Source organism: Pseudothauera rhizosphaerae (assembly GCF_004801305.1).
In the GTDB taxonomy this organism is placed as follows: domain Bacteria; phylum Pseudomonadota; class Gammaproteobacteria; order Burkholderiales; family Rhodocyclaceae; genus Pseudothauera; species Pseudothauera rhizosphaerae.
In genome coordinates this window covers 63,535-84,004 of the sequence record NZ_SSOD01000011.1, presented here as the reverse complement: position 1 = coordinate 84,004, position 20,470 = coordinate 63,535, and the positions used below count along the sequence as shown (strand labels likewise).

Below are 20,470 nucleotides of genomic sequence, written 5' to 3'. Positions count from 1 at the left end.
CGGATACTCGGCACGGCAGGACTGAGATTGCGCGATTGGTCACCGGCTCGTCGAGTCGGACTCTTGGAGGTTGGATTCATGGCAGAAATTACAGAGGCCGCGACGAGCAGGTATGTGGTCGCCGACGGCATGAAGCTGCATTACAACGACGCCGGCGAGGGTGAGGCGGTCATCATGCTGCACGGGGCAGGCCCGGGTGCGAGCAGTTGGTCGAATTTCAGCCGCAACGTCGATGCCTTCGTGGACGCTGGTTACCGGGTGTTGCTGCTGGATTGCCCGGGGTTCAACAAGTCGGACCCGGTCGACAAGGTTGCCAACCGCTTCCTGCTCAATGCGCGGGCGGTGAAGGGGCTGATGGATGCGCTCGACATCGGGCGTGCCCACTTGGTGGGCAACTCGATGGGGGGCGCTTCGTCGCTCGCGTTCGCAACCGAGTACCCCGAACGTCTCGGCAAGATGATTCTCATGGGGCCGGCCGGCCTCGGGGCGAGCCATTTCCATGCTCTGCCGATGGAGGGGATCAAGCTGCTGTTCCAGCTCTATCGCGAGCCGACCCTGGAGAATCTGAAACGAATGATCCAGGTCTTCGTGTTCGACCCCGGCCGCATCAGTGACGATCTGCTGCGCGAACGCTACGACAACATGATGAGAAGCCCGGAGCATCTGTCGAACTGGGTCAAGGTATTCCAGGACAACCCGCGCTCGATCGCTGCCGACTATTCCTCGCGCCTGCCGGAAATCAAGGCCGAAACGCTGGTGACCTGGGGGCGCGACGACCGCTTTGTGCCTCTGGACTGGGGGCTGAAGCTGATCTGGGGGCTGCCCAATGCCCGCCTGCATGTCTTCAGCCAGTGCGGGCATTGGGCGCAATGGGAGCATGCGGACGAATTCAATCGTCTGTCGCTGGATTTTCTCAAGAACTGACAGAACGCGGGCGCGGGAAGACGCTACCGGGCGCAGCGATGGCGCGTCGAAAGAATGAAGGAGTGAGGCAAATGGAGCAATCGAACGTGTCGATGGCAGGGGCGAGGCAGCATTGCATCGGCGACATCCTGCGGCGAACCGCGCGGCGGGTGCCCGACAAGACCGCGATCCTATGCGGTGAGGTGAGTTGGACCTACAGGCAGTTCGACCGGGTGTGCGATCGCATCGCCAATGCGCTGATCGATCGGGGTGTCAGGCAGGGCGACCGTGTCGCGATCCTGTCGCGCAATTCGCATGCGTTTGCGGCCATGCGTTTTGCGATCGCGCGCATGGGTGCGATTCTGGTGCCGGTCAACTTCATGCTGAATGCGGACGAGATCGCCTTCATTCTGCGTAGCTCCGGTGCCGAAACCCTGCTGGTCGGCCCCGGTCTGGAGAGCGTCGGACGAGAAGCCGCCGCGAAGGATACCCGCGTCGAGCGCACGTTCTGGTTGCCGGGCGAGGAGCCGGCCGAACCGCCCCCCTGGCTGCTCAATTTCGACGACCTGACCGCGGAGAAGGACACGCCCCTCGACGTCACGGTCGATTCGCGGGCGCCGGCACAGATCATCTATACGAGTGGAACCGAGTCCTTGCCGAAAGGCGCAGTGCTGAGCCACGAGGCTGTTCTCTGGGAGTACGTCAGCAGCATCGTCGAGGGCGAGATCTCCGGCGACGACGTCCTGCTGCATTCCCTGCCGTTGTTCCACTGCGCTCAACTGGACTGCTTCCTCGGCCCCGCGGTCTACCTCGGCTGCACCAACGTGATCACCGGCATGCCGCGGCCGGACGTGATTCTTCCCCTGATCGCCAGGCACGGCGCCACTTCTTTCTTCGCGCCGCCGTCGGTGTGGATCTCGCTCCTGCGCTCTCCCCTGTTCGATACGACCGACCTTTCGTCGCTGCAGAAGGGCTATTACGGCGCCTCGATCATGCCGGTCGAGGTATTGCTGGAAATGCAGCGCAGGCTGCCCAAGGTGCGCTTGTGGAACTACTACGGCCAGACCGAGATCGCGCCGCTGGCGACGGTGCTGAAGCCCGGCGACCAGTTGCGCAAGGCCGGATCGGCCGGCAAGCCGGTACTGAACGTGGAAACCCGCGTCGTCACCGACGACATGCGCGACGTGCTGCCCGGCGAGGTTGGGGAGATCGTGCATCGCGCGCCGCAACTCCTCACCAGCTACTTCAACGCACCGGAGAAAACCGAAGAGGCTTTCGCTGGCGGCTGGTTCCATAGTGGCGACCTCGCCACGATGGACGAGGAGGGCTACATCACCATCGTCGACCGCAAGAAGGACATGATCAAGACCGGCGGAGAGAACGTCGCCAGCCGTGAAGTGGAAGAAACGATCTTCAAGCTGCCGCAGGTTTCCGAAGTCGCCGTCGTCGGCCTGCCCGACCCCCAATGGATCGAGGCGGTGACCGCGGTGGTCGTGCTCAAGGAAGGCACGGCGCTGACCGAAGCCGAACTGATTGCGCACTGCAGGCAGCACATGGCGCATTTCAAGGTGCCGAAGCATGTGTTCTTCACCGAGGCGCTGCCCAAGAATCCGAGCGGCAAGCTGCTCAAGCGCAATCTGCGCCAGCAGTTCTCGCCTGCCGAGGCGAAGTAAGTAGTGTCCGAGGCGGGTGTCGCGTCCTGTCTGCGGACGCGACACCCGCCCGTCAATGCGAGCAAGTACTGGAGTTCAAATGAAAGAACGTGAAGTCGTCGTCGTGGGAACTGCCCGGACGGCAATCGGCACCTATGGCGGGTCGCTGAAGGATGTGCCGCTCACCAGACTGGCGAGCGTGGCAGTGGGTGCAGCCTTGCGGCGCTCGGCCGTCGAGCCGTCCCGGGTGGGGCACGTGGTGATGGGGAACGTGGTCCCCACCGATCCGAACGATGCCTACCTGAGCCGGGTGGCCGCGATCGATTCCGGCCTTTCCGAGGAGACGCCGGCCTTCAACGTCAATCGCCTGTGCGGTTCGGGTCTGCAGGCGATCATTTCCGCTGCCCAGTCCATCCGCCTCGGCGACACGGACGTCGCCATCGGCGGCGGTGCCGAGTCCATGAGCCGCGGGCCGTACATCGTGCCCGCGCTGCGCTGGGGCGCCCGCATGGGCGACAGTCAACTCGTCGACTACATGAATGGCATCCTGCACGATCCCTGGCGCAAGATCCATATGGGCGTCACCGCCGAGAACGTCGCCAAACGATACGGCATCAGCCGCAGGGATCAGGATGAGCTTGCCTTCGAAAGCCAGCGCCGGGCTGCCCGTGCGATCGAAGCCGGCTACTTCGAGGCGCAGATCACCCCGGTGGAGGTGCCCACGCGCAAAGGCGTGGTGAACTTCGACAAGGACGAGCACGTCCGCAGCGTCACGCTCGAAGGGCTGGCCCAGATGAAGCCGGTGTTCCAGAAAGAGGACGGAACCGTCACGGCCGGGAACGCCTCCGGGCTGAACGATGGCGCCGGGGCGGTGGTGCTGGCCGAGGCGGGACGCGCGGCGGCCCTGGGCCTGACGCCGATGGCGCGGCTGGTGAGCTACGCGCACGCCGGCGTCGATCCAGCCTACATGGGAATCGGGCCGGTGCCGGCGACGCGTCTTGCGCTCGAACGCGCCGGGCTGAGGGTCGGCGATCTCGATGTCATCGAGTCGAACGAGGCGTTCGCGGCCCAGGCGTGCGCCGTGACCCGCGAGCTGGGCCTCGATCCGGCAAAGGTCAATCCGAACGGCTCGGGCATCTCTCTGGGGCATCCGGTCGGCGCGACCGGAGCGATCATCACCGTCAAGGCCATACACGAACTGCATCGCCGCGGCGGGCGGTTTGCCCTGGTCACGATGTGCATCGGTGGCGGCCAGGGGATCGCGGCCATTTTCGAACGCGTCTGAGGTTGCGACCATGATTCTGACCAAAGTGGGTGTCGTCGGTGCGGGCACCATGGGCAACGGCATCGCGCAGGTGTGTGCCGCCGCCGGTTTCAAGGTGGTCATGGTGGATGTCGCCGAGGAGGCGGTCGCGCGGGGGCTCGCAGCAGTGCAGAGCAGCCTGGCTCGCCTCGTCACGAAAGGGAAACTGCGCGAGGTCGAGAAAGAGGCGATTCTGACTCGAATCGAGGGCACGACGCGCTACGACCAACTGGCCAGCGTCGATCTCGTCATCGAGGCGGCAACCGAGAACGAGGCGCTCAAGCTGCGCATCCTGAAGGACGTGGACGCCATCGTTTCCCCCGAGGCGATCATTGCCACCAACACCTCTTCCATCTCCATCACGAAGCTGGCCGGGGCGACGGGGCGGCCTGATCGTTTCATCGGTACCCATTTCTTCAATCCGGTGCCGCTGATGGCGCTGGTGGAACTCATCAGGGGCCTGCAGACGAGCGATGAGACCGTGTCCTGCGTCCAGCGCTTCGTCGAGCAGATCGGGAAGGTCTCGATCGTGGCGAAGAACAGGCCCGGGTTCGCGGTGAACCGGATTCTTTGCCCGATGATCAACGAAGCCATCTTCGCCTTGCAGGAAGGGCTTGCCACTGCGGAGGACATCGACTCGGGGATGAAGCTCGGTGCCAACCATCCGATCGGCCCGCTCGCGCTCGCCGACCTTATCGGGCTGGACACCATGCTGTTCGTGATGGAGGTGTTCTACCAGGGCTTCAACGACCCGAAGTATCGTCCGGCACCGTTGTTGCGCGAGATGGTCGATGCCGGTTTCCTGGGGCGGAAGAGCGGGCGAGGCTTCTATCAGTATGAATAGTAGAGCGCGCGCATTGTTCTGCACGGACAACTGCCGTAAGTCTTGCGGTGGTGCCCGGCAGACGTCGGTGAAGTGATCCGGCATGTCAAGACGCTGGAGGCATGAGATTCATGGAGAGCAGAACGGTTGTCCGAGAGGAAGGCAAGAGAAGTAGTTTCGAGCTACGGAGAGACCAGATTCTGTGCGCAGCGAGGGCATGCTTCAGCGAGAACGGTTTTCATGGTACGAGCATTGCCGATCTGTCCCAGTTGTCGGGGATGAGCAGTGGTCACATTTATCATTACTTCCAGAGCAAGGAGGCCATTGTCGAAGCCATTGCAGAATCGACATTGATGGAGATATTGGAAGTACATGGTGAAATCATCAATCGTCCAGACGTGCTTGATGGGCTGATTTCGCATGCTGTGGAAACTTCCATCCAGTTTTCCCGCCTCGAAAATTCGAGGCTCAGGCTGGAGATTCTGTCTGAGGCTCCACGCAATGTTCGGTTGGCTCGTATTGTTCAGGATTTCGATCGACGAGCAAGGGAGAGTACGTTCAGTATATTGAAATCCATCAACAGGTCGACAGGTACGTGCGCAAGTGACGCGGAGCTTGAAGCTAGGTTCGAGATTCTTGGTGCTCTTGTTTCCGGCTTTCTGGTGCGCTCGGTGAAAGGGGGGCGAATTGAAGAAGATGTCCTCCGGCAATCTCTTCGCCGCGTGTTCTTCCTGATCTTGATGCCTGATTTCAAAGCGCATATTGATTGTTGGACAGACAATCAATAGCCCATGGACAGTGTCTGGATCGACGCGCATATCGGGAGCGGGCTGATGTCCATGCGGTGAACCGAAGATGCATAGCGACTCGACCCGGTTGTCCATTGTCATCTTGCGGGCAGTGCTCGCCGGCATGACGTACGATGCCGTCGCAACGACCCATGGCCGGACCCGCACGGAGATTGAGCGCCGGGTCAAGTACCTGGCAAAGATGCTGCAGCGGCAAATCGGCATCGAAGGACTCAACCCTGAAGCCGCCGGCTATGTACGCACGCTACGTACCCACAGACGTGCGGTCGAGACGGCACTCGGCTGTTTCGAAATGGGCGATACGCGGCTGACCCGGGCGCCCCCGCGGAATCTCACCGACCAGGACGTCCATACGGTGATCCACCGCGCCGGCCTGCACAGCCCAGCGCCATTGCGGGATATGGCACTTATCCACATCGTGCTGGCAACGGGCGCACGGCCGCTCGAAGTCGCACGCTTCGAAATCTCCGACTACTTGAACCCTGACGGAACGGTTCGCGCAAACTCCGAAATACGCGCCAGCGTGTCCGTCAACCGCAAGGCCCGGCCGTTGTTCTTCCGAAGTTCCGCGGCTGTCAGGGCGATTGACGCCTACCTTGCACAGCGGATGAAACGGTGCGGTCGACATCCGGGCGCGGATGCACCGTACCGGGGATTCGAGCCCTCGGAGCGCCTCTTCCTTAATGACGCCAGCGAACCCTACACAGTGCACTGCCTTGATGTGGACGGCAGACCCCGCTTCCTGTGTCGGCAGATGCTCGATACCTACCGCAAGATATTCAAGCGCATCAACCTACGCGGCCTGTCGGCCCTGATTCTGCGCCGTACGGTCGCAGTTCGGTTGGACGCGCGTGGCGCCGACGTAGGACAGATCGGCCTCATCCTCGGCATCGCTGAAAAACAGGCAGTGCGGCAACTGCTGCCCCGCCGCCCCGACATAGCCGAATTGATGACCGACCTTTATTCGGATTTCGATTCCCCTGCAGCCGCACTGCCAGGACCGGACTCCCGTGGCCGAACAAGCGGGAATTCATAATATTGAGCTTTCAACTCTGCGTTACTGCTTGGGGAGCGTCAGGTGTTCGGCGGATCTGTCGTTCGACGCTTGGCTCCCGAATTATCGATACCGACCCAAAGTAGCCATCCAGCGAACCTTCAACGATAACCATTTTTGTAGCGGTTTGTGATAACTGCACGAACCGCTAGAACAAAAGCTCACTTTCGACCTTGGCGCGCCACGCTGGGAAGCTGTTTGGCACATCGGACTGCAACTCCTGCGCTATCCGCAACACCAGCACATTCAGCTCTTCCGACATTTGCGAAACCGCTGCGACATCAGCTGCTGACTGCATGATCTTCCGGCTTCCATCTACGGTATCGAGCCTCCTCAAATATGTTTCATCATGCGCAAGAGTAAAAAACCAGCTCTGCAGCGAGGTGACGATTTTCCCTTCGTAATAGGACGAGTGCACTAGGTCTGAATCTTGCATTGCATAGACGAGCGACATGATGTTAAAGCTGGACAGCGCGATCAAAGTATCGGAGTCCTCCTTCATGTTTTTGAGAAGGCGAATGGCCTTCTTGCACCCGCCACCAGTCCGGTCTTCCTTTGCATTGATCAAGGCTCGAACTTTGAAGGGGTAGTTCGTGATCAGCTCATAGAGTTTATTGTCATATATTTGAACTCCCCTGTCCTCGTCATTGTTCGATTTTTGATAGGTCGCAGTTTTATACAAAACTGATGGAACAACATCGATCTCACGTAGAAGAGACCCCTCTGAAACCGTGATGCACTTTGCTCCAGAGTCGTTGATCTTCGCCGCAGGAAATGCAGAACTGATCACAGAACAACACTCGGAACGCAAGGAGGTTATTTCGGAAACAGTGTTCTTTGTACTGACTGAATAGCTGGAGGCGGCAATCCCGTAGCCGTCAAAGACGAAGAAGCTCCACGGCCATACGAGCATATCCACGTCGCTCACGCGCCTCAAATGCACGTTCAGTGGCAGCGAACCTTGGAGTTCGATGCTCACGGTCCTTCCGCGTCTCGAAAGCCCTAAATCAATTTGCTTCGCGACCCTGTCGGCCTCGCGATAGCTAATGGCTGTGTATTGAGGATCGACCTCTTGCATGGACACCAGTGCGTACTGAAAACTCTTGGATTTCGTCTTGCTTTGGTAGCCCTTGGTCACCGAATCACCGAAAGCACTGGCCGCAGCAAACGACACACTTTCGGTAAAGCGCTCAACTGCGGTATTGTTGCGTCGTGCATTAACTCTGCCGATGCGGTTTGCGTAGTCAGTTGCCACGGGTCTTTCTCGTAAGTTTCATGCGGCCGCCTGTGTAGCGGCCTCCACCATTGAAATAAGTGGCCTCAGCGGAGGCGCCATCGGCAGCGATGTGCCACTCAGCATAGCCGTGGTGCGCCTTCAGTTCAGGCTCCCCGGGGCGTGGCTCGTTGCGGTAGCTGTACATCAGGATATAGCCGACGTTTTCTTCCATCACGATGGAAGCGGCAACACTACGCGAACGCGAGTGCTTCGTTTGGGAGTAAATCCTGATCTTTTCCCAACCCTGCGAAATCGTGACTTCCGCAGTCCAGTTGTACGTAACCGCGCCAGTAGTGGGGTCTATGGTCTCACCAACGCAGTCCCACTTGCCACGCAAGTCAGGAATGTCTAGAACGAAATGGATCAACCACGTTCGCCAAGCCCACTTATCAAAAGCAAGGTGACCCAAAGTGTAGAAAATGGCCGCTGTCATCGGTAACGTCCAAAACGCTTGGGCGTGAAAGAAACCCCAGCGTTCGGCATAAGTTATTGCAGTGGCGAGTAGAACTGCCACGCCTGAACTAGCCAATCCCGCTCCGATTCCAAGAAATCGACCAACCGTCGCGCGACTGTGTCCGATTACCGCATATTCATGATTTGAGGCCAAAATTTTTCCTGCTAGCTTGCTCTAATCAAGACCGTGGCCTGAGCACTTCCACCCCGAAAAACATCGCACGTATTCATAGTGGTTAAGTCAACCAGTCTTTCTGGTTAGCTGGTATGGCAAGGACGGCAACAATAGAAGCAGCCATTGATTCTGTTCGTAGGCCAGCGACGCTTCGCCTCGGCAACCGCAGGTGCGCAGGAATAATAGTTGCCGAGATAGATCCTGTTGGGCTCAGACGGCAGGTAGGAACAGGTGTCAATGTGAACTTCATGGTCACCGTTGGCCTGTTGATTTTTGTTGATGTAGTAGTGAGACATTGCTGACTCCAATTTCCGTGTAAGTGTGGGTGGGCTCGTTGGCTAATTACGCTTTTCCTTGCGAACGCCCTTAAACGGGTCGCCGCCCTTCTTCTGCTCCATGAATCGACCGTTGCCAATATCACGTTTAGCCGCCCACCGTTCGTGAAAGCTAGGGCAGCTTGGCCTACCCCCGGAGGAACGCTGCTCGGGCTCGAGAGTCAGTTGCGCGATTAACTGAGAGTTGTCTGCGCTAGTTCCGGAGCTGGAGCGCACATCGAAGACGGCGAAATTGATCCAGCCACCGCTCCGAGCGCGTTCACGAGGGTGTGCAAATTTGATCTTCATCCTGGCTCCAATTCGGGACTAATCTCGAGCTTGGGCACATTCTGAAGGAGGCACTAGGACAAAGAATGTCCTACTGAGCCGGATTTGGGCAATATTTTTTTGCGGCGGCGCACAATGTTTCGTAGACCTTTTGCCGCAACTCCGGCGGGGCAAGTACCTCGACTTCGGGCCCATGCCTCAGTACATCCATGACAAGTTCCCGGTCATCGGAGTAAGGCACATCGAGGACATAGCTGCCGTCGTTAAGGGTTTGGCTGGTTTGATCGGGGTGCCACGTCTCCATGGCGACCATCTCGGCACGCCTTGGACTGAACTTTAGGGAGGCGCGGTTCTTGGCAACACCCGCAAAAATTCCATATCCGCTCTGGAAGTGGTCCCGCATTTCCTCTTGAGAGACTTCGAGAGCGACCTCGTCCAAGACCTGAACGTGCTGAATGGCTTCCAAAGAGAAGGAGCGAAGTGCCTTACGTTCATGGCACCAAGCGTCGAGAATCCAATTTTCTCTATAGTGAACCAATTGCTGTGGAGAAATGGTCCGTTCGGTGACTTCTTGTCGATCACGCACCCTATACTGGATGCGAAGCTTCTTGCCATCAAGGAGGGCGCTCGCCAACACTTGGAAGTGCTTGGGATCGACAATGCGCGGAGCGAAATGAATGAGCTTGACCTTGTGCTCAATATTCGCTCTTGGAGCACCTACAGCAAGCATGCGCCTCAGCCTGTTTTTCAGCGGGCCGAGGTGCTCCTCAAGCAACCCTGGCTGAACCCCTTCTACCAAGTGTAACATCATAAGGAGGGCAAATACCTCGGAGGCTTCAAACCAAACCCCAGGAAGCTCGAAACGACCTTCATCTTCAATGACCCATCCACCTTTGCTACGACTCCATTCAATCGGGCACTCGAATCGGTCTCGAAGAAAGTCGATGTCTCTGGTAATTGTCTTTCGCGAAACGCCTTCGAATTCCTCTAGGAAGTTCCGCATTGGAACGACACGCTTCTTGCGAATCATTCGGACAATCTTGGCGATTCGTTGGAGACTGATCTTGGTGACGCGTTGCCGCTTCGCCCCGCCTATATCTGCGCGTTTTCGGACCATGCTTGGGTTGTCTGTACACCGTACTGCAGGATGTCTCTGAGGCATATCCAGCATCCTCCCCTCTTTTTGGATATTTGATTCACGCAGACTCTCTCTAGTAACAAGTGCGGCATATCGATATGCTTGCAGTAGCTGAGCGAATCGTGCGTACCAGAATCGACTTTCTGCTTGCGCAACTTCGAACGGATCAACCCGCGGTCTGCTTCGGGCGGGGCTTTGCCGCTCGGTCGCGGGAAAAGCGGCCATTCAGATCTGAAGCCCAATGAACAGCAGCAATAAAGCAAACTGCAGCTGTTCGGCCCGCAGAGGCTACACGGCAGCTCCGGCCGAGTATCTGCCACCCGCCCGACTAACAGGGCGTTGGCTACGGCAGGTAAGGGCGCCCCGTTCCCTGTATCGCACGCGTGATGCTCCGGCGACGCGGATCTCGTAGGCATCTGGGTGCTGACTTTCCATTGGTCAATTCGGGGCGAATGGTTGCACGCCCGCGGCCCGCGCTGCCTTCTTGAGGTCTGCGTCCAGTGTCGCAAGCGGTGAGCCGGTTCGCAGGGCCAATTCCAGGTACGCCGCGTCGTAGGCCGACAGCTTGTAGCGCCGGGCCAGGTGCAGGGTGTCGCCCAGGGCGTGCGCCGCCGTGGCCGTATCCGTCGCGATGTTCAGCCTCCCCAGGAGGATGACGAACGCTTGGGAACGGGCCTCGGTGAGCAGCCCTTTGGCCTCGCCCCTGGCGATGACATTGCCAGCCTCCAACGCCCACAGCGATGGGACTAGCGCCTGCCGTTCCTGCAGTGCATCCAGCACGGTCTCGGCGTAAGCCACATCGGCAGGCTTGCCATCGGCCAGCAGCCAGCACATCGCCACCGAGTTGTCGAGCACGAAACTCATGCCCGGCCTTCGTTGATCAGCGCCTTGAGATCGAGCCCCTTGACGGGCGGCGCTGCGCGCATGAACTGGCGCATTGCCTCGACGGCCGCCGCGGCATCTGCTTGCCTGATGCCTTCGGCTGGCACCAGGTCAGCAACCGGTTCACCACGCAGGGTGATCGTGTAGCGTTGGCCCGCCTGTACGCCGCGGAGCAACTCCGGCAGCTTGGTCTTGGCTTCATACGAGCCGATTTCAAGGTTCATGGTATTCTCCAATTGATATAGACCAGTTTATAGACTAGTCCGAGAGGGATCAAGGACGACGTTTTGCCCGCATGGCACCGGCCTTCGCCTGCTTACAGGTCGCCAGGGAGCCTCAACGCCGTCCGGCGGGATAACGAGGCGTTGTTCAAATGGATGGTGTTCAACATCATTGTCAGCAGCAACGACGACCACTTGTGTAACCGCTGCTTCGTCCGGGATCCGCGCTTGCCCGGCTGGCGGCTGAGTCCTTTGTACGACGTATTGCCACGGCCCGGTGTTTTTTCGGAGCGCTGACTGCATCTGGGAATGGGGCCGCAGGGTAGGCTGGCCATGCTGGACAACGGGCTGGCATCATACGAACGGTTCATGCTGTCGAGGGCGATGGCGTGCCAACTGGTGGCCGATGTGTGGCTAGGTTCGCCAACTGTGTGTCTGTTTCGACGAATTCGGCAAGTCTGCGGCGGAACAGGGCAAGATTGCTCCGGCATTCTGGCATCTCGACGGCATTTCGACGCCGGCACTGCACAGGCTCTGCCCTGACTGTCATTTGAGGAGTCGGTATGTCCGCGAACCTCTTTACCGGCACCTGGCGCATCGTTTGGATGAGTGCCTGGGATCAGGACTATGTGGATATGGAGGTGCCGGGCCACGTCACCTTCGAAACCGCCCGATCGGGGCGCTTCCAGTTCGGTTTGGTACAGGGGCAGATGGATTGTCGGCGACAGGGGCGGCGCGTCGACTTCACCTGGGAGGGGGCCGATGAAGGCGATGAAATGTCCGGCCGTGGAATCGCCGAAATCGTTGACGGCGAATTGCATGGCCATTTGTACATTCACTTGGGCGATTATTCTGCCTTTCGGGCCGTCCGGCGGTCCGTAGCGACGGATAAAGACGGGACGGGCCTGTAGCCCTCGAGAGTTCATGAGCGAATACCAATACTACGAATTCGCCGCCATCGATCGACCGCTCAGCCACGCCGAAATGACGGAACTGCGCGCCGTGTCCAGCCGGGCGCAGATCTCTCCATCAGGCTTCGTCAACCACTACGAGTGGGGCGACCTGAAGGCCGATCCGGCCGACTGGATGCGGCGCCATTTCGATACCCTCGTCTACACTTCCTGCTGGTGCAGTTGCCGCCTGGCCCTGCGGGTGCCGCGGGACGCGTTCTGTCGGGTAGAGCTGGAGGCGTTCGCCGTTCGGCACGTACTTGATTTCGACAAGACCAGCGCGCACTGGATCGTCCATTGGTCGCTGTACGAGAGCGAGAACTACGACCGCTTCGGCATGGACAACGGCAGCGGCTGGATGCAGCGCCTGCTGCCGCTGCGCGACGAGTTGCTGCGCGGCGATCTGAGGCCGCTCTACTTGGGCTGGCTGGCCGGCGCCGGGGAGTTGTCCGGCGATGAAGCGGAACCCGAGGTGCCGGCGGGCTTGTCGGCCTTGTCCCCGGCGCAGCAGGCGCTGGCCGAATTCCTGGAGATCGACTCGGACATGCTGGCCGCGGCGGCGGCCGGCAGCGCGCCGATGCCGCAGACAACCGAGGGGGACGACGGGTGTCTCGACGTCTGGTTGGAAACATGGCCCCGCGAGGCGATGCTGGACGTGTTGAAGCTGCTCGCTCAGGGTCGGGGACAGGAAGCGGAACGACACGTCAGGGGCCGCCACGCTGCCTGGCTGAAAGCGCTGCGACTGCCCGCTGAACCCGGCGCGCGCAGGCGCAGCGTGGCCGAGTTGAGCGAACTGGCTGAATCGCTTGCTCTCGTAAGGCAGGAGCATGAGGCGCAAGAAAGTGCGAAGGAGGAGGCTAAACGTCGTCGCGAGCGTGAAGAGGAATTGCAGCGCCTGATGGCCGAAGTGGATCAACGCTGGGAGGCCATCGATGCCCAGGCCAGGCGCGGCACGGCCTTGGGCTACGAGTATGCGGTGCGAGCGCTCACCGATCTGGCGGAAGCCTACGTGCTGACGTCCACCCCGAAGGAATTCGAGTGCGCCTTGCGCCGCTTCCTGGTGCCCCATGCGAAGCGGGGCGCCCTGTTGCGCCGCTTGACAGCAGCGGGTTTGTGGTCGGGATGACGGCTGGCGAGGACGATGAGCTTGCCCGCCTGCGCGCCGAAAACACGCGGCTGGTCGAACTGCTCGAAACCCATGGCATCGCCTGGCGCCTGCCCGAATCCGGGCCGCTTACCGACACCCCGTTGTCCACGGATGAAAAAGTAGCGCTGTTTCGCCGCTTGTTCCGGGGCCGCGGCGACGTCTACGCCGTGCGCTGGGAGAGCAAGGCGGGCAAGAGCGGCTACACGCCGGCCTGCACCAATGAATGGCGCGCGGGTATTTGCGGAAAGCCCCATGTCAAATGCTCGGATTGCGGTCAGCGCCTGTTCGTACCGCTGACGGATCGGACGGTCTACGACCACCTCGCCGGCCGCCACGTCATCGGCGTGTATCCACTGCTGGCCGACGATAGCTGCCACTTTCTCGCGGTGGATTTCGACGCGGCCGCGTGGCGCAACGACGCGCAGGCCTTCGTCCATACCTGCCGGGATCTGGACGTGCCCGTTGCACTGGAAATTTCGCGCTCGGGCAATGGTGCCCATGCGTGGATATTCTTCTCGTCGAACGTCCCCGCAAGGGATGCGCGGCGGCTCGGTACCGCCCTCATCAGCCACACCTGCGCGCGTACTCGGCAGTTGCAGCTCACGTCCTACGACCGGCTGTTCCCGAATCAGGACAGCCTGCCCAAAGGCGGCTTTGGCAACCTGATCGCCTTGCCGCTGCAAAAGGCGTCGCGCGAACACGGCGGCAGTCTGTTCGTCGATGACACGCTGCGGCTATATGCCGACCAGTGGGCCTTTCTGGCGTCGATGGTGCCCATGGTGCCGCATGACATCGAGCCGGTGATCCTGCGGGCGACCGGCGGCTCTCACCCGTTGGATGTGACCTTCATTACCGAGGACGATCTGCTGGAGCCATGGAAACGTCCGGCACCGGCCAGTCAGTGCTTGCCGGGTCCAATGCCGGCCGCGCTGATGTTGACCCTGGCCAATCTGCTCTACTTCGACAAGGCTGAGCTTCCCCAGGCGCTCGCCAACCGTCTGATCCGGCTGGCGGCCTTCCAGAATCCCGAGTTCTACAGGGCGCAGGCGATGCGCCTGCCGGTCTGGGACAAGCCCCGGGTGATCGGCTGCGCCGAGAATTTCCCCCGGCACATCGCCCTGCCGCGCGGCTGCCTCGATGCCGCCAGGGCGCTGCTGCGCGAGAACGGCATTCGCTGTGACGTGCGGGACGAGCGAAACGGCGGACAGGCGCTGGATGTCGGCTTTGCCGGCACGCTGCGATCTGATCAGGAGGACGCGGTTGCCGCGATGCTGCGCCACGATACCGGCATCCTCTGTGCGCCGACCGCCTTCGGCAAGACCGTCACGGCTGCGGCACTGATCGCCCGGCGGGGCGTCAATGCGCTGGTGCTGGTGCATCGCACCGAACTGCTCAGGCAGTGGCAGGCGCGGCTGCAGGTCTTTCTGGCAGACGGGTGTGACATGGTCGGCACCATTGGCGGCGGCAAGAGCCGGCCCACCGGCAGGATCGACATCGCGGTCATGCAGTCCTTGTCCAGGCAGGAAGGCGTGGCGGTGGAGGACTACGGGCACGTCATCGTCGACGAATGCCATCACCTGTCGGCATTTTCCTTCGAGACCATCCTCAAGCGCGTCCGCGCCAGGTACGTGCTGGGCCTGACCGCCACCCCGATCCGGCGTGACGGACGGCAGCCGATCATCTTCATGCAGTGCGGCCCGATCCGACACACGGCGTCAAGGCCTGCAGGCGCTCCACAGATCCTGGAGGTGGCGCCCCGCTACTTGTCGGCCCCAATCAGCCTGGCCGCCGATACCGGCATCCAGGACGTCTTCAAGGAAATCGCCAATGATGGCGATCGCACGAAAGCCATCGCGGATGCGATCGCCGAGGTTTTTGCCCAGGGGCGCAAGGTACTAGTGCTGACCGAGCGCACCGAACACTTGAATGCCCTCCATGCCGCCCTGGCGGGACGCATCCAGACGCTGTATGCGCTGCATGGCCGCATGTCGAAGAAGCAACGTGCCGCGCTGACCGCGGAACTGGACGCCATGGGCGCCGACGTGCCCCGCGTGCTGCTGGCCACCGGCAGACTGGTCGGGGAAGGATTCGACCACCCGCCACTCGACACCCTGGTGCTGGCCATGCCGATCTCGTGGAAGGGCACGCTGCAGCAGTATGCCGGCCGCCTGCACCGCGCACAGGCCGGCAAGCACCATGTGCGCATCATCGACTTCATCGATACCGGCCACCCTGCGCTATTGCGCATGTGGGAACGTCGCAGACGTGGCTATCAGGCCATGGGCTACCAGATTTCGGTGGATGCCGTAAGCGATGCGTTGGCCTTTGATATGGCCGCGCGTCAAGAAGGGGAGGCGCCACCTTATCTTTCCGCACGCTGATTTCGTGTGGATCTGCGGCAAGGGGGCTGTCGCATGAGTGCTTGGCCCCTCGCACCCCACCAACCGGCTGATAGAATCCAAAGCATGTGCCTACGCCGGCCCGCCCGTCTCGTCAGCGTGCATCCCGTCCCACAACAGCCCAAGCACCCTGTGGGGTAAATCGTGGGGGAAACGGTGGCTGCTCGGCAGGATTGACCATAAAAATCAACCCATTGCAGCGCATCTCGCATTTCAGGTGCAGCACCTGGAGTAACGCATCGGCACGCACCGGGCGGCACGTCCAGCGACCCGGTGTGCCTTTGACACAATGAAACGCCCGCGGGGGCACCGGAGACGATTTCCGGTGCCCCCGCGGGCGTTCAGGCTGGTGATGCTTTCAGTGGGTGAAGAAGCCTATCCCCACCAGCACCAGCAATACCAGACCGACCGTGATCAGCGTCAGGCCCAGAATCACCGAGCCCACATGCATCGGCTTCGAGGGCTCGTCCACCAAGTACTTCTCCAGTTCGCCGCTGGCGACCAGGCGCTGGTAGTGGGCCGGATGCTCGCGGCGGAATTCTTCCAGCGACTGGGTGCCGGTGAACATCACCACGTCGGGGGGCGGCAGCTTGTCGGGCCGGAAGTGGTTGTTGAAGAAATGCACGGTGAAGAGGAACACCGCCGCGAGGAAGGCTTCCTCGCCGTGCACCAGCGTCGCCACGTTGAACACCCAGCCGGGGAAGAAGCTCGCCGTGACGTGCGGGAAGGCCAGCATCAGGCCGCTCCAGCCGATCACGTTTACACCCCAGAACACCGCCCAGTAGTCGAACTTCTCGAAATAGGTCCAGCGGTCGAACTGGGGCTTCGGCCCCTTGCCCAGGAACCACTTGAACATGCCCCAGCAGTCGGCGAGATCCTTCCAGTTGGGAAGAAGCGAGTCCGGCCCGAACCAGCGGAAGTTCCGGTCGCGCAGCAGCCTCTGCATCACATACACGAAGTGGATCAGGAAGATGCCGACGAAGAGCGCCGCGGCGACGCGGTGGATCAGCCCCATGTTCTTCGGCCCGCCCACGGCGGCGGCGACCTTGGGCGCCCAGTCGGTATGGGAGAACAGGGCCGCAGTCCCGGTGATGATGAGCGTCATCGTCACCAGCGCGAACACCAGGTGGGCGATGCGCCAGCCCCACGGGAAGCGGCGGAAGTGCTTCTGCGGCAGGTCGAGCCCGCTGGTATCGACGCGGGTCTCGCTCTTCCTTTCCTTGCGTTCCTGCCATTCGCGGTAGTACCACAGGCCGCAATGCGCCCAGAAGAAGGCGAACACGCCGATCAGCAGCGCCACCATGAACCGGGTGGCGATCCACATCTGCGGATACTTGTCGAAGTCGTGGCTGTTGGCGTGGGGGCCGAAGGTGATGAAGCCTTCGGTGGCCGTGACCATGCCTTCCTTCTTGTCGCTGTGGCACTGCTGGCAGGTCTTCAGCCGGTTGTCCATGTGCACCGCGGATTCCGGATCGTCCGCCCCCAGGATGCCGTGGCTGCCGTGGCAGTCGGAGCATTTGGCCGTGTAGGTGTAGCCCAGCTTGTTGACCTGGCCGTGGTAGGTGTCGCGGTAGCTGTGGAGTTCCGCCTCATGGCAACCGCCGCAGGCTTCCACGTTTTCGAGCTTGAAGGGGTGGGACGACGCGCCGCGGATTTCGTGGCTGGTGTGGCAATCGGTACACACCGCGCCCTTGGGGTCGCCTTCGCCCATCACCCGTTGGCCGTGTGCCGAGGTCTCGAAGTCCTCGAGCTGGTCTTCGTGGCAGGTCGCGCCGCAGGTCTTGGGGATGGTCAGCCGCCACTGCTCGCGCTCGGGCGTGCCTTCCTTGGGCACGGCGAAATCGTGGGTGGCGTGGCAGTCGCCGCAGGTGGCCTTGGGCCGGTCGGGGTAGTCGGCGTCCGGGCGGGCGTGGAAGGATTCCTTGTAGGCGGCGATGTTGGCGGCAACGGTGCCCAGGCGCTCCTTGGCCGTGGCCTCGCCGCGCTGCTGCGCCTCGTCCCATAGCCTCTGGTGGCAGCCGGCGCACTCGGGTGGGCTGACGCCTTCGGCCTTGGCGTGGTCTTCCTGGGCGTCCACGATGTCGGTGTGGCAGCCCACGCAGGTCATGCCGGCGTGTACGCCTTTGCCGAAACTGTGAGGATCCACCGCGGCCAGCGGACGGGGTTCGTCGTCCAGGCCGGGGACTTCGATCTCGTCCTGGCCGGCGCCGTGGCAACTGAGACAGGTGGCATCGTCGAGCCCGGCGGGCACGTCGGCCGGCGCGGCGTGGGCCGCCCCGAAAGCGAACACGCAGGCGCAGAGCGCGAGCAGGCGTGTCGCGAGATTCATGGTAGGCATGTTGCTGTTCCCCAAGATTGGCATGGTCCCGGACGCCCGGCCGTCTGCGACGGCGGCACGGGGGTCGAAAAAACTCCGCCGGTCATGGCCAGCCATGAACACGGCGGAGTCTCGTCGGGCCGGGCCCTTTGTTATCGGAAGCTGTAGATGTAACGCACGGCCACGAAGTTGGAGACCTGCTTGGGCTTCGTATAGACCGTGGTGCCGTCGGTATTCACGTTGGCGCCATAGACGAAGGGCGAGCCGTCGGCGAACTGCCAGGTCCAGTCGTCGGTCTTCCAGCGCTCATGGATGAAGTCGAAGCGCACCTTGGAGGATTTGTCGAGCGTGTACACCGAGAACAGGGAGAGGCGCAGGAGCTTGTTTTCGATGTCTGGTGCGCCCAGCGAGAGGTTGGCCGTCGTGGGGAATACGGGCACGCCGCCGGCGTCCAGGGGGACGACGTCCTGGTCGTACTGGCTGACGGAGCGGAAGAATTCCAGGTCGGCACCGATGTCCAGGCGGGAAGTGGCCTCCCAGCGCAGGCCCAGGCCCAGGGAGTTGCCCGTGTCCTGCAGGTCGCTGTACTTGAACGCCGGATCGCCGAAGCCGCCGCCGGCACCGCCCGTGGTATGGGTGCGGTAATGGGACTGCTCGGCCTTGTTCTGGTCGTAGCTGTACCAGGCGTTGAGCTTGAGCGCGTCGGTGGCCGTATAGACCGCGTCGATGGTGTACAGGCGGTTCGTGCCCTTGTCCAGGCCATTGACCATGGTGGAGTGGTCGTGGTACTTGTCCCGCCCTTCCTCGGCACTGAACTGGAGCGACAGGGCTTCCAGGGGCGACCAGTCCACGCTCACCCGCAGCCGGTCGCGGTCGCGCTTGGCCATGTGCAGGGGGTTGGTCAGGTTGCGCACGTCCTGCAGGCCGCCGAGGCCGATGTCGTCGGAGTGATCCCACAGCGCCCGCTTGTAGCGGTTGCCGCTACGCTTGCTGTGCAGCCAGGAGACGCTGCCGTTGGCGGTGTCGGAGAGGGAGCGGCGCAGTTCCAGCCTGCCCGTGAGTTCGTCCACCTCGCTGCGCAGGGGCACCACGATGTCCTTCTCGGCGCCGGTCACCCGCAGGGGGCGGTCGCGATCCTGGCGCTTGTCTTCCAGCCCGGCGGTGAAACTGTAGACCTCCGCGAAGCGGTACGTGCCTTCCAGCTTGCTGGTGATGGTCTTGTAGGAGTTGCGCACGTAGTCCGGCGCCGTGGCGTTGTAGGGCTGGCCCGCGGTGGAGAAGGTGCGGATCGGGGTCTTGTCCTTCGTCTCGTGGTAACGCAGGCTGGCGTTCAGGGAGAAGTTCTTGAACGGCCGGGAGGTCAGCCCGAACTGGGCCAGCCTGGTATCCACCTTGCCATCCAGCTTGTCCGGGCCGACGGCCGCCTGGACCGCGGCCGGCCAGTCGGTGACGCCGCTGGTGGGCAGGTAGTCGTCCTGGAGGGCGCGGGCGTACTCCAGCTTGAGGGTGGCACGCGTGGTCGGCGTGAAGTTGTAGCCACCGTTCAGGAAGAGCTGGTGCGCCTCGTTGTCACCGGGGAAGGAGAGATAGGTTGGATTGGTGTTCGACGCGGCGCCGGTGTAACCGACCCGCACCAGCGGATTGTTGTTCTTGTACCAACTGCCGTTGTAGCCGCCGCGCAACTGCCACTTCTTGGTGGTGTAGGAGAGGGCCGCCTCGAGTTGGCGCGTGGTGCTGTCGACGGGTTCGGTGACGAACTGCACGGCGTGGCCCGGACTCCAGGCACGCTCGCCGGTCTTTTCCTCGTGCTTGAAATTGACGTTGAACTCCAGCCCCGGCAGCAGGTTCTTGTAAAAACTCAGGCCGGTCTGCTCGCGCGTGGTGCCCAGGGTGAGGTCGCGCCGGGGGGCCGTGGCAAGCCCGCTATTGACCACGGTCTGGTTGGTCGTGCCCGCGCCTTGCAGCGGGGTGTTGAAGGTCTGGGGGCTTTCGCGGGTGATGCGGTTGTAATCCACCTTGATGCCGATGTTGCCCTGGCGCAGCCATTCGCCGCTGAATTCCCGATTGTCCAGTCCCAGGTTGCGGGTCTCGAACCTGAGCCAAGTGCCGGTGGCGTCGTCCCGCTTGACGATGTCGGCATCGATCAGCAGGTGCGGGGATTCGTTCTCCCGCATGCCGTCGTAGATGCCCTGCTGGGGACGATCGTTCGACCAGTGGCCGACGCCGATGGAAACCGTGCTTTCCGGCTTGATGAGTTCGTCGATTTCGTCGTCGGCCCAGGCCGGGCCGCCGAAGGCGGCGAGCAGAGCGAGTGTGATGACGCTAAGCCGCGGATTGAACGTGTTGTTGCTGTCCATGGTTTTTCT

At 61.6% G+C, this 20,470-nt stretch carries 17 protein-coding genes; 10 read left to right on the top strand and 7 right to left on the bottom strand.

From position 1 onward, the window contains the following. Nucleotides 1-78: 78 nt before the first annotated feature. The 6 genes from E6O51_RS14185 to E6O51_RS14160 all read left to right on the top strand — a co-directional run bounded on the left by E6O51_RS14185 (nucleotide 79) and on the right by E6O51_RS14160 (nucleotide 6,526). A complete protein-coding gene (locus E6O51_RS14185; RefSeq protein ID WP_136385652.1) occupies nucleotides 79-924 on the top strand; it encodes an alpha/beta fold hydrolase in 846 nt (281 codons plus the stop codon). A 71-nt stretch (nucleotides 925-995) separates the two neighbouring features. Next, entirely contained in the window at nucleotides 996-2,576 is a 1,581-nt protein-coding gene (locus E6O51_RS14180; protein ID WP_136385651.1) for an acyl-CoA synthetase, read from the top strand. Nucleotides 2,577-2,655: 79 nt separating this feature from the next. Then, on the top strand, nucleotides 2,656-3,840 hold the full coding sequence (locus tag E6O51_RS14175; protein WP_136385650.1) for an acetyl-CoA C-acyltransferase family protein: 1,185 nt from the start codon (nucleotides 2,656-2,658) through the stop codon (nucleotides 3,838-3,840). Between the two features lie 10 nt (nucleotides 3,841-3,850). Further along, nucleotides 3,851-4,702, top strand: coding sequence for a 3-hydroxybutyryl-CoA dehydrogenase (locus tag E6O51_RS14170; protein WP_211091412.1), 852 nt, complete (start codon nucleotides 3,851-3,853; stop codon nucleotides 4,700-4,702). Between the two features lie 110 nt (nucleotides 4,703-4,812). Continuing rightward, on the top strand, nucleotides 4,813-5,469 hold the full coding sequence (locus E6O51_RS14165) for a TetR/AcrR family transcriptional regulator (protein ID WP_168735282.1): 657 nt from the start codon (nucleotides 4,813-4,815) through the stop codon (nucleotides 5,467-5,469). 67 nt (nucleotides 5,470-5,536) lie between these two features. Then, nucleotides 5,537-6,526: a site-specific integrase gene (locus E6O51_RS14160; protein ID WP_136385648.1), complete on the top strand. Its 990-nt coding sequence runs from the start codon at nucleotides 5,537-5,539 to the stop codon at nucleotides 6,524-6,526. 166 nt (nucleotides 6,527-6,692) lie between these two features. Here E6O51_RS14160 and E6O51_RS14155 read toward each other — a convergent pair whose 3' ends face one another. The 5 genes from E6O51_RS14155 to E6O51_RS14125 all read right to left on the bottom strand — a co-directional run bounded on the left by E6O51_RS14155 (nucleotide 6,693) and on the right by E6O51_RS14125 (nucleotide 11,294). Next, on the bottom strand, nucleotides 6,693-7,799 hold the full coding sequence (locus E6O51_RS14155) for a nucleotidyltransferase family protein (protein WP_136385647.1): 1,107 nt from the start codon (nucleotides 7,797-7,799) through the stop codon (nucleotides 6,693-6,695). Next, nucleotides 7,789-8,334, bottom strand: a complete 546-nt coding sequence (locus tag E6O51_RS14150; RefSeq protein ID WP_136385646.1) for a Cap15 family cyclic dinucleotide receptor domain-containing protein — start codon at nucleotides 8,332-8,334, stop codon at nucleotides 7,789-7,791. Before E6O51_RS14150 ends, E6O51_RS14155 begins: the two co-directional genes overlap by 11 nt. A gap of 807 nt (nucleotides 8,335-9,141) precedes the next feature. Continuing rightward, nucleotides 9,142-10,080 carry a helix-turn-helix transcriptional regulator gene (locus E6O51_RS14135; RefSeq protein ID WP_211091411.1) on the bottom strand — a complete coding sequence of 313 codons (939 nt, stop codon included), beginning with the start codon at nucleotides 10,078-10,080 and terminating at the stop codon, nucleotides 9,142-9,144. A 546-nt stretch (nucleotides 10,081-10,626) separates the two neighbouring features. Beyond that, the gene (locus tag E6O51_RS14130) at nucleotides 10,627-11,052 is read right to left on the bottom strand and encodes a type II toxin-antitoxin system VapC family toxin (RefSeq protein WP_136385643.1); all 426 of its coding nucleotides are present in this window, start codon (nucleotides 11,050-11,052) and stop codon (nucleotides 10,627-10,629) included. Continuing rightward, nucleotides 11,049-11,294: a type II toxin-antitoxin system Phd/YefM family antitoxin gene (locus tag E6O51_RS14125; RefSeq protein ID WP_136385642.1), complete on the bottom strand. Its 246-nt coding sequence runs from the start codon at nucleotides 11,292-11,294 to the stop codon at nucleotides 11,049-11,051. Before E6O51_RS14125 ends, E6O51_RS14130 begins: the two co-directional genes overlap by 4 nt. Nucleotides 11,295-11,357: 63 nt before the next feature. Here E6O51_RS14125 and E6O51_RS22505 point away from each other — a divergent pair, with 63 nt between their 5' ends. The 4 genes from E6O51_RS22505 (at nucleotide 11,358) to E6O51_RS14105 (ending at nucleotide 15,769) form a co-directional block, all read left to right on the top strand. After that, nucleotides 11,358-11,588: a HipA domain-containing protein gene (locus E6O51_RS22505; RefSeq protein ID WP_408003415.1), complete on the top strand. Its 231-nt coding sequence runs from the start codon at nucleotides 11,358-11,360 to the stop codon at nucleotides 11,586-11,588. Between the two features lie 266 nt (nucleotides 11,589-11,854). Beyond that, the gene (locus E6O51_RS14115) at nucleotides 11,855-12,202 is read left to right on the top strand and encodes a hypothetical protein (protein ID WP_136385640.1); all 348 of its coding nucleotides are present in this window, start codon (nucleotides 11,855-11,857) and stop codon (nucleotides 12,200-12,202) included. A gap of 13 nt (nucleotides 12,203-12,215) precedes the next feature. Next, nucleotides 12,216-13,367: a hypothetical protein gene (locus E6O51_RS14110; protein WP_136385639.1), complete on the top strand. Its 1,152-nt coding sequence runs from the start codon at nucleotides 12,216-12,218 to the stop codon at nucleotides 13,365-13,367. After that, complete coding sequence (locus E6O51_RS14105) at nucleotides 13,364-15,769, top strand: TOTE conflict system archaeo-eukaryotic primase domain-containing protein (protein WP_136385708.1); 2,406 nt, start codon at nucleotides 13,364-13,366, stop codon at nucleotides 15,767-15,769. The genes E6O51_RS14110 and E6O51_RS14105 overlap by 4 nt, the downstream gene beginning before the upstream one ends. 376 nt (nucleotides 15,770-16,145) lie before the next feature. Here the strand turns inward: E6O51_RS14105 and E6O51_RS14100 are convergent, their stop codons facing one another. Together E6O51_RS14100 and E6O51_RS14095 are read right to left on the bottom strand one after the other, a co-directional pair. Beyond that, nucleotides 16,146-18,116: a cytochrome b/b6 domain-containing protein gene (locus E6O51_RS14100; RefSeq protein WP_136385638.1), complete on the bottom strand. Its 1,971-nt coding sequence runs from the start codon at nucleotides 18,114-18,116 to the stop codon at nucleotides 16,146-16,148. Between the two features lie 140 nt (nucleotides 18,117-18,256). After that, nucleotides 18,257-20,461, bottom strand: a complete 2,205-nt coding sequence (locus tag E6O51_RS14095) for an MtrB/PioB family decaheme-associated outer membrane protein (protein WP_136385637.1) — start codon at nucleotides 20,459-20,461, stop codon at nucleotides 18,257-18,259. Nucleotides 20,462-20,470: the final 9 nt, after the last annotated feature.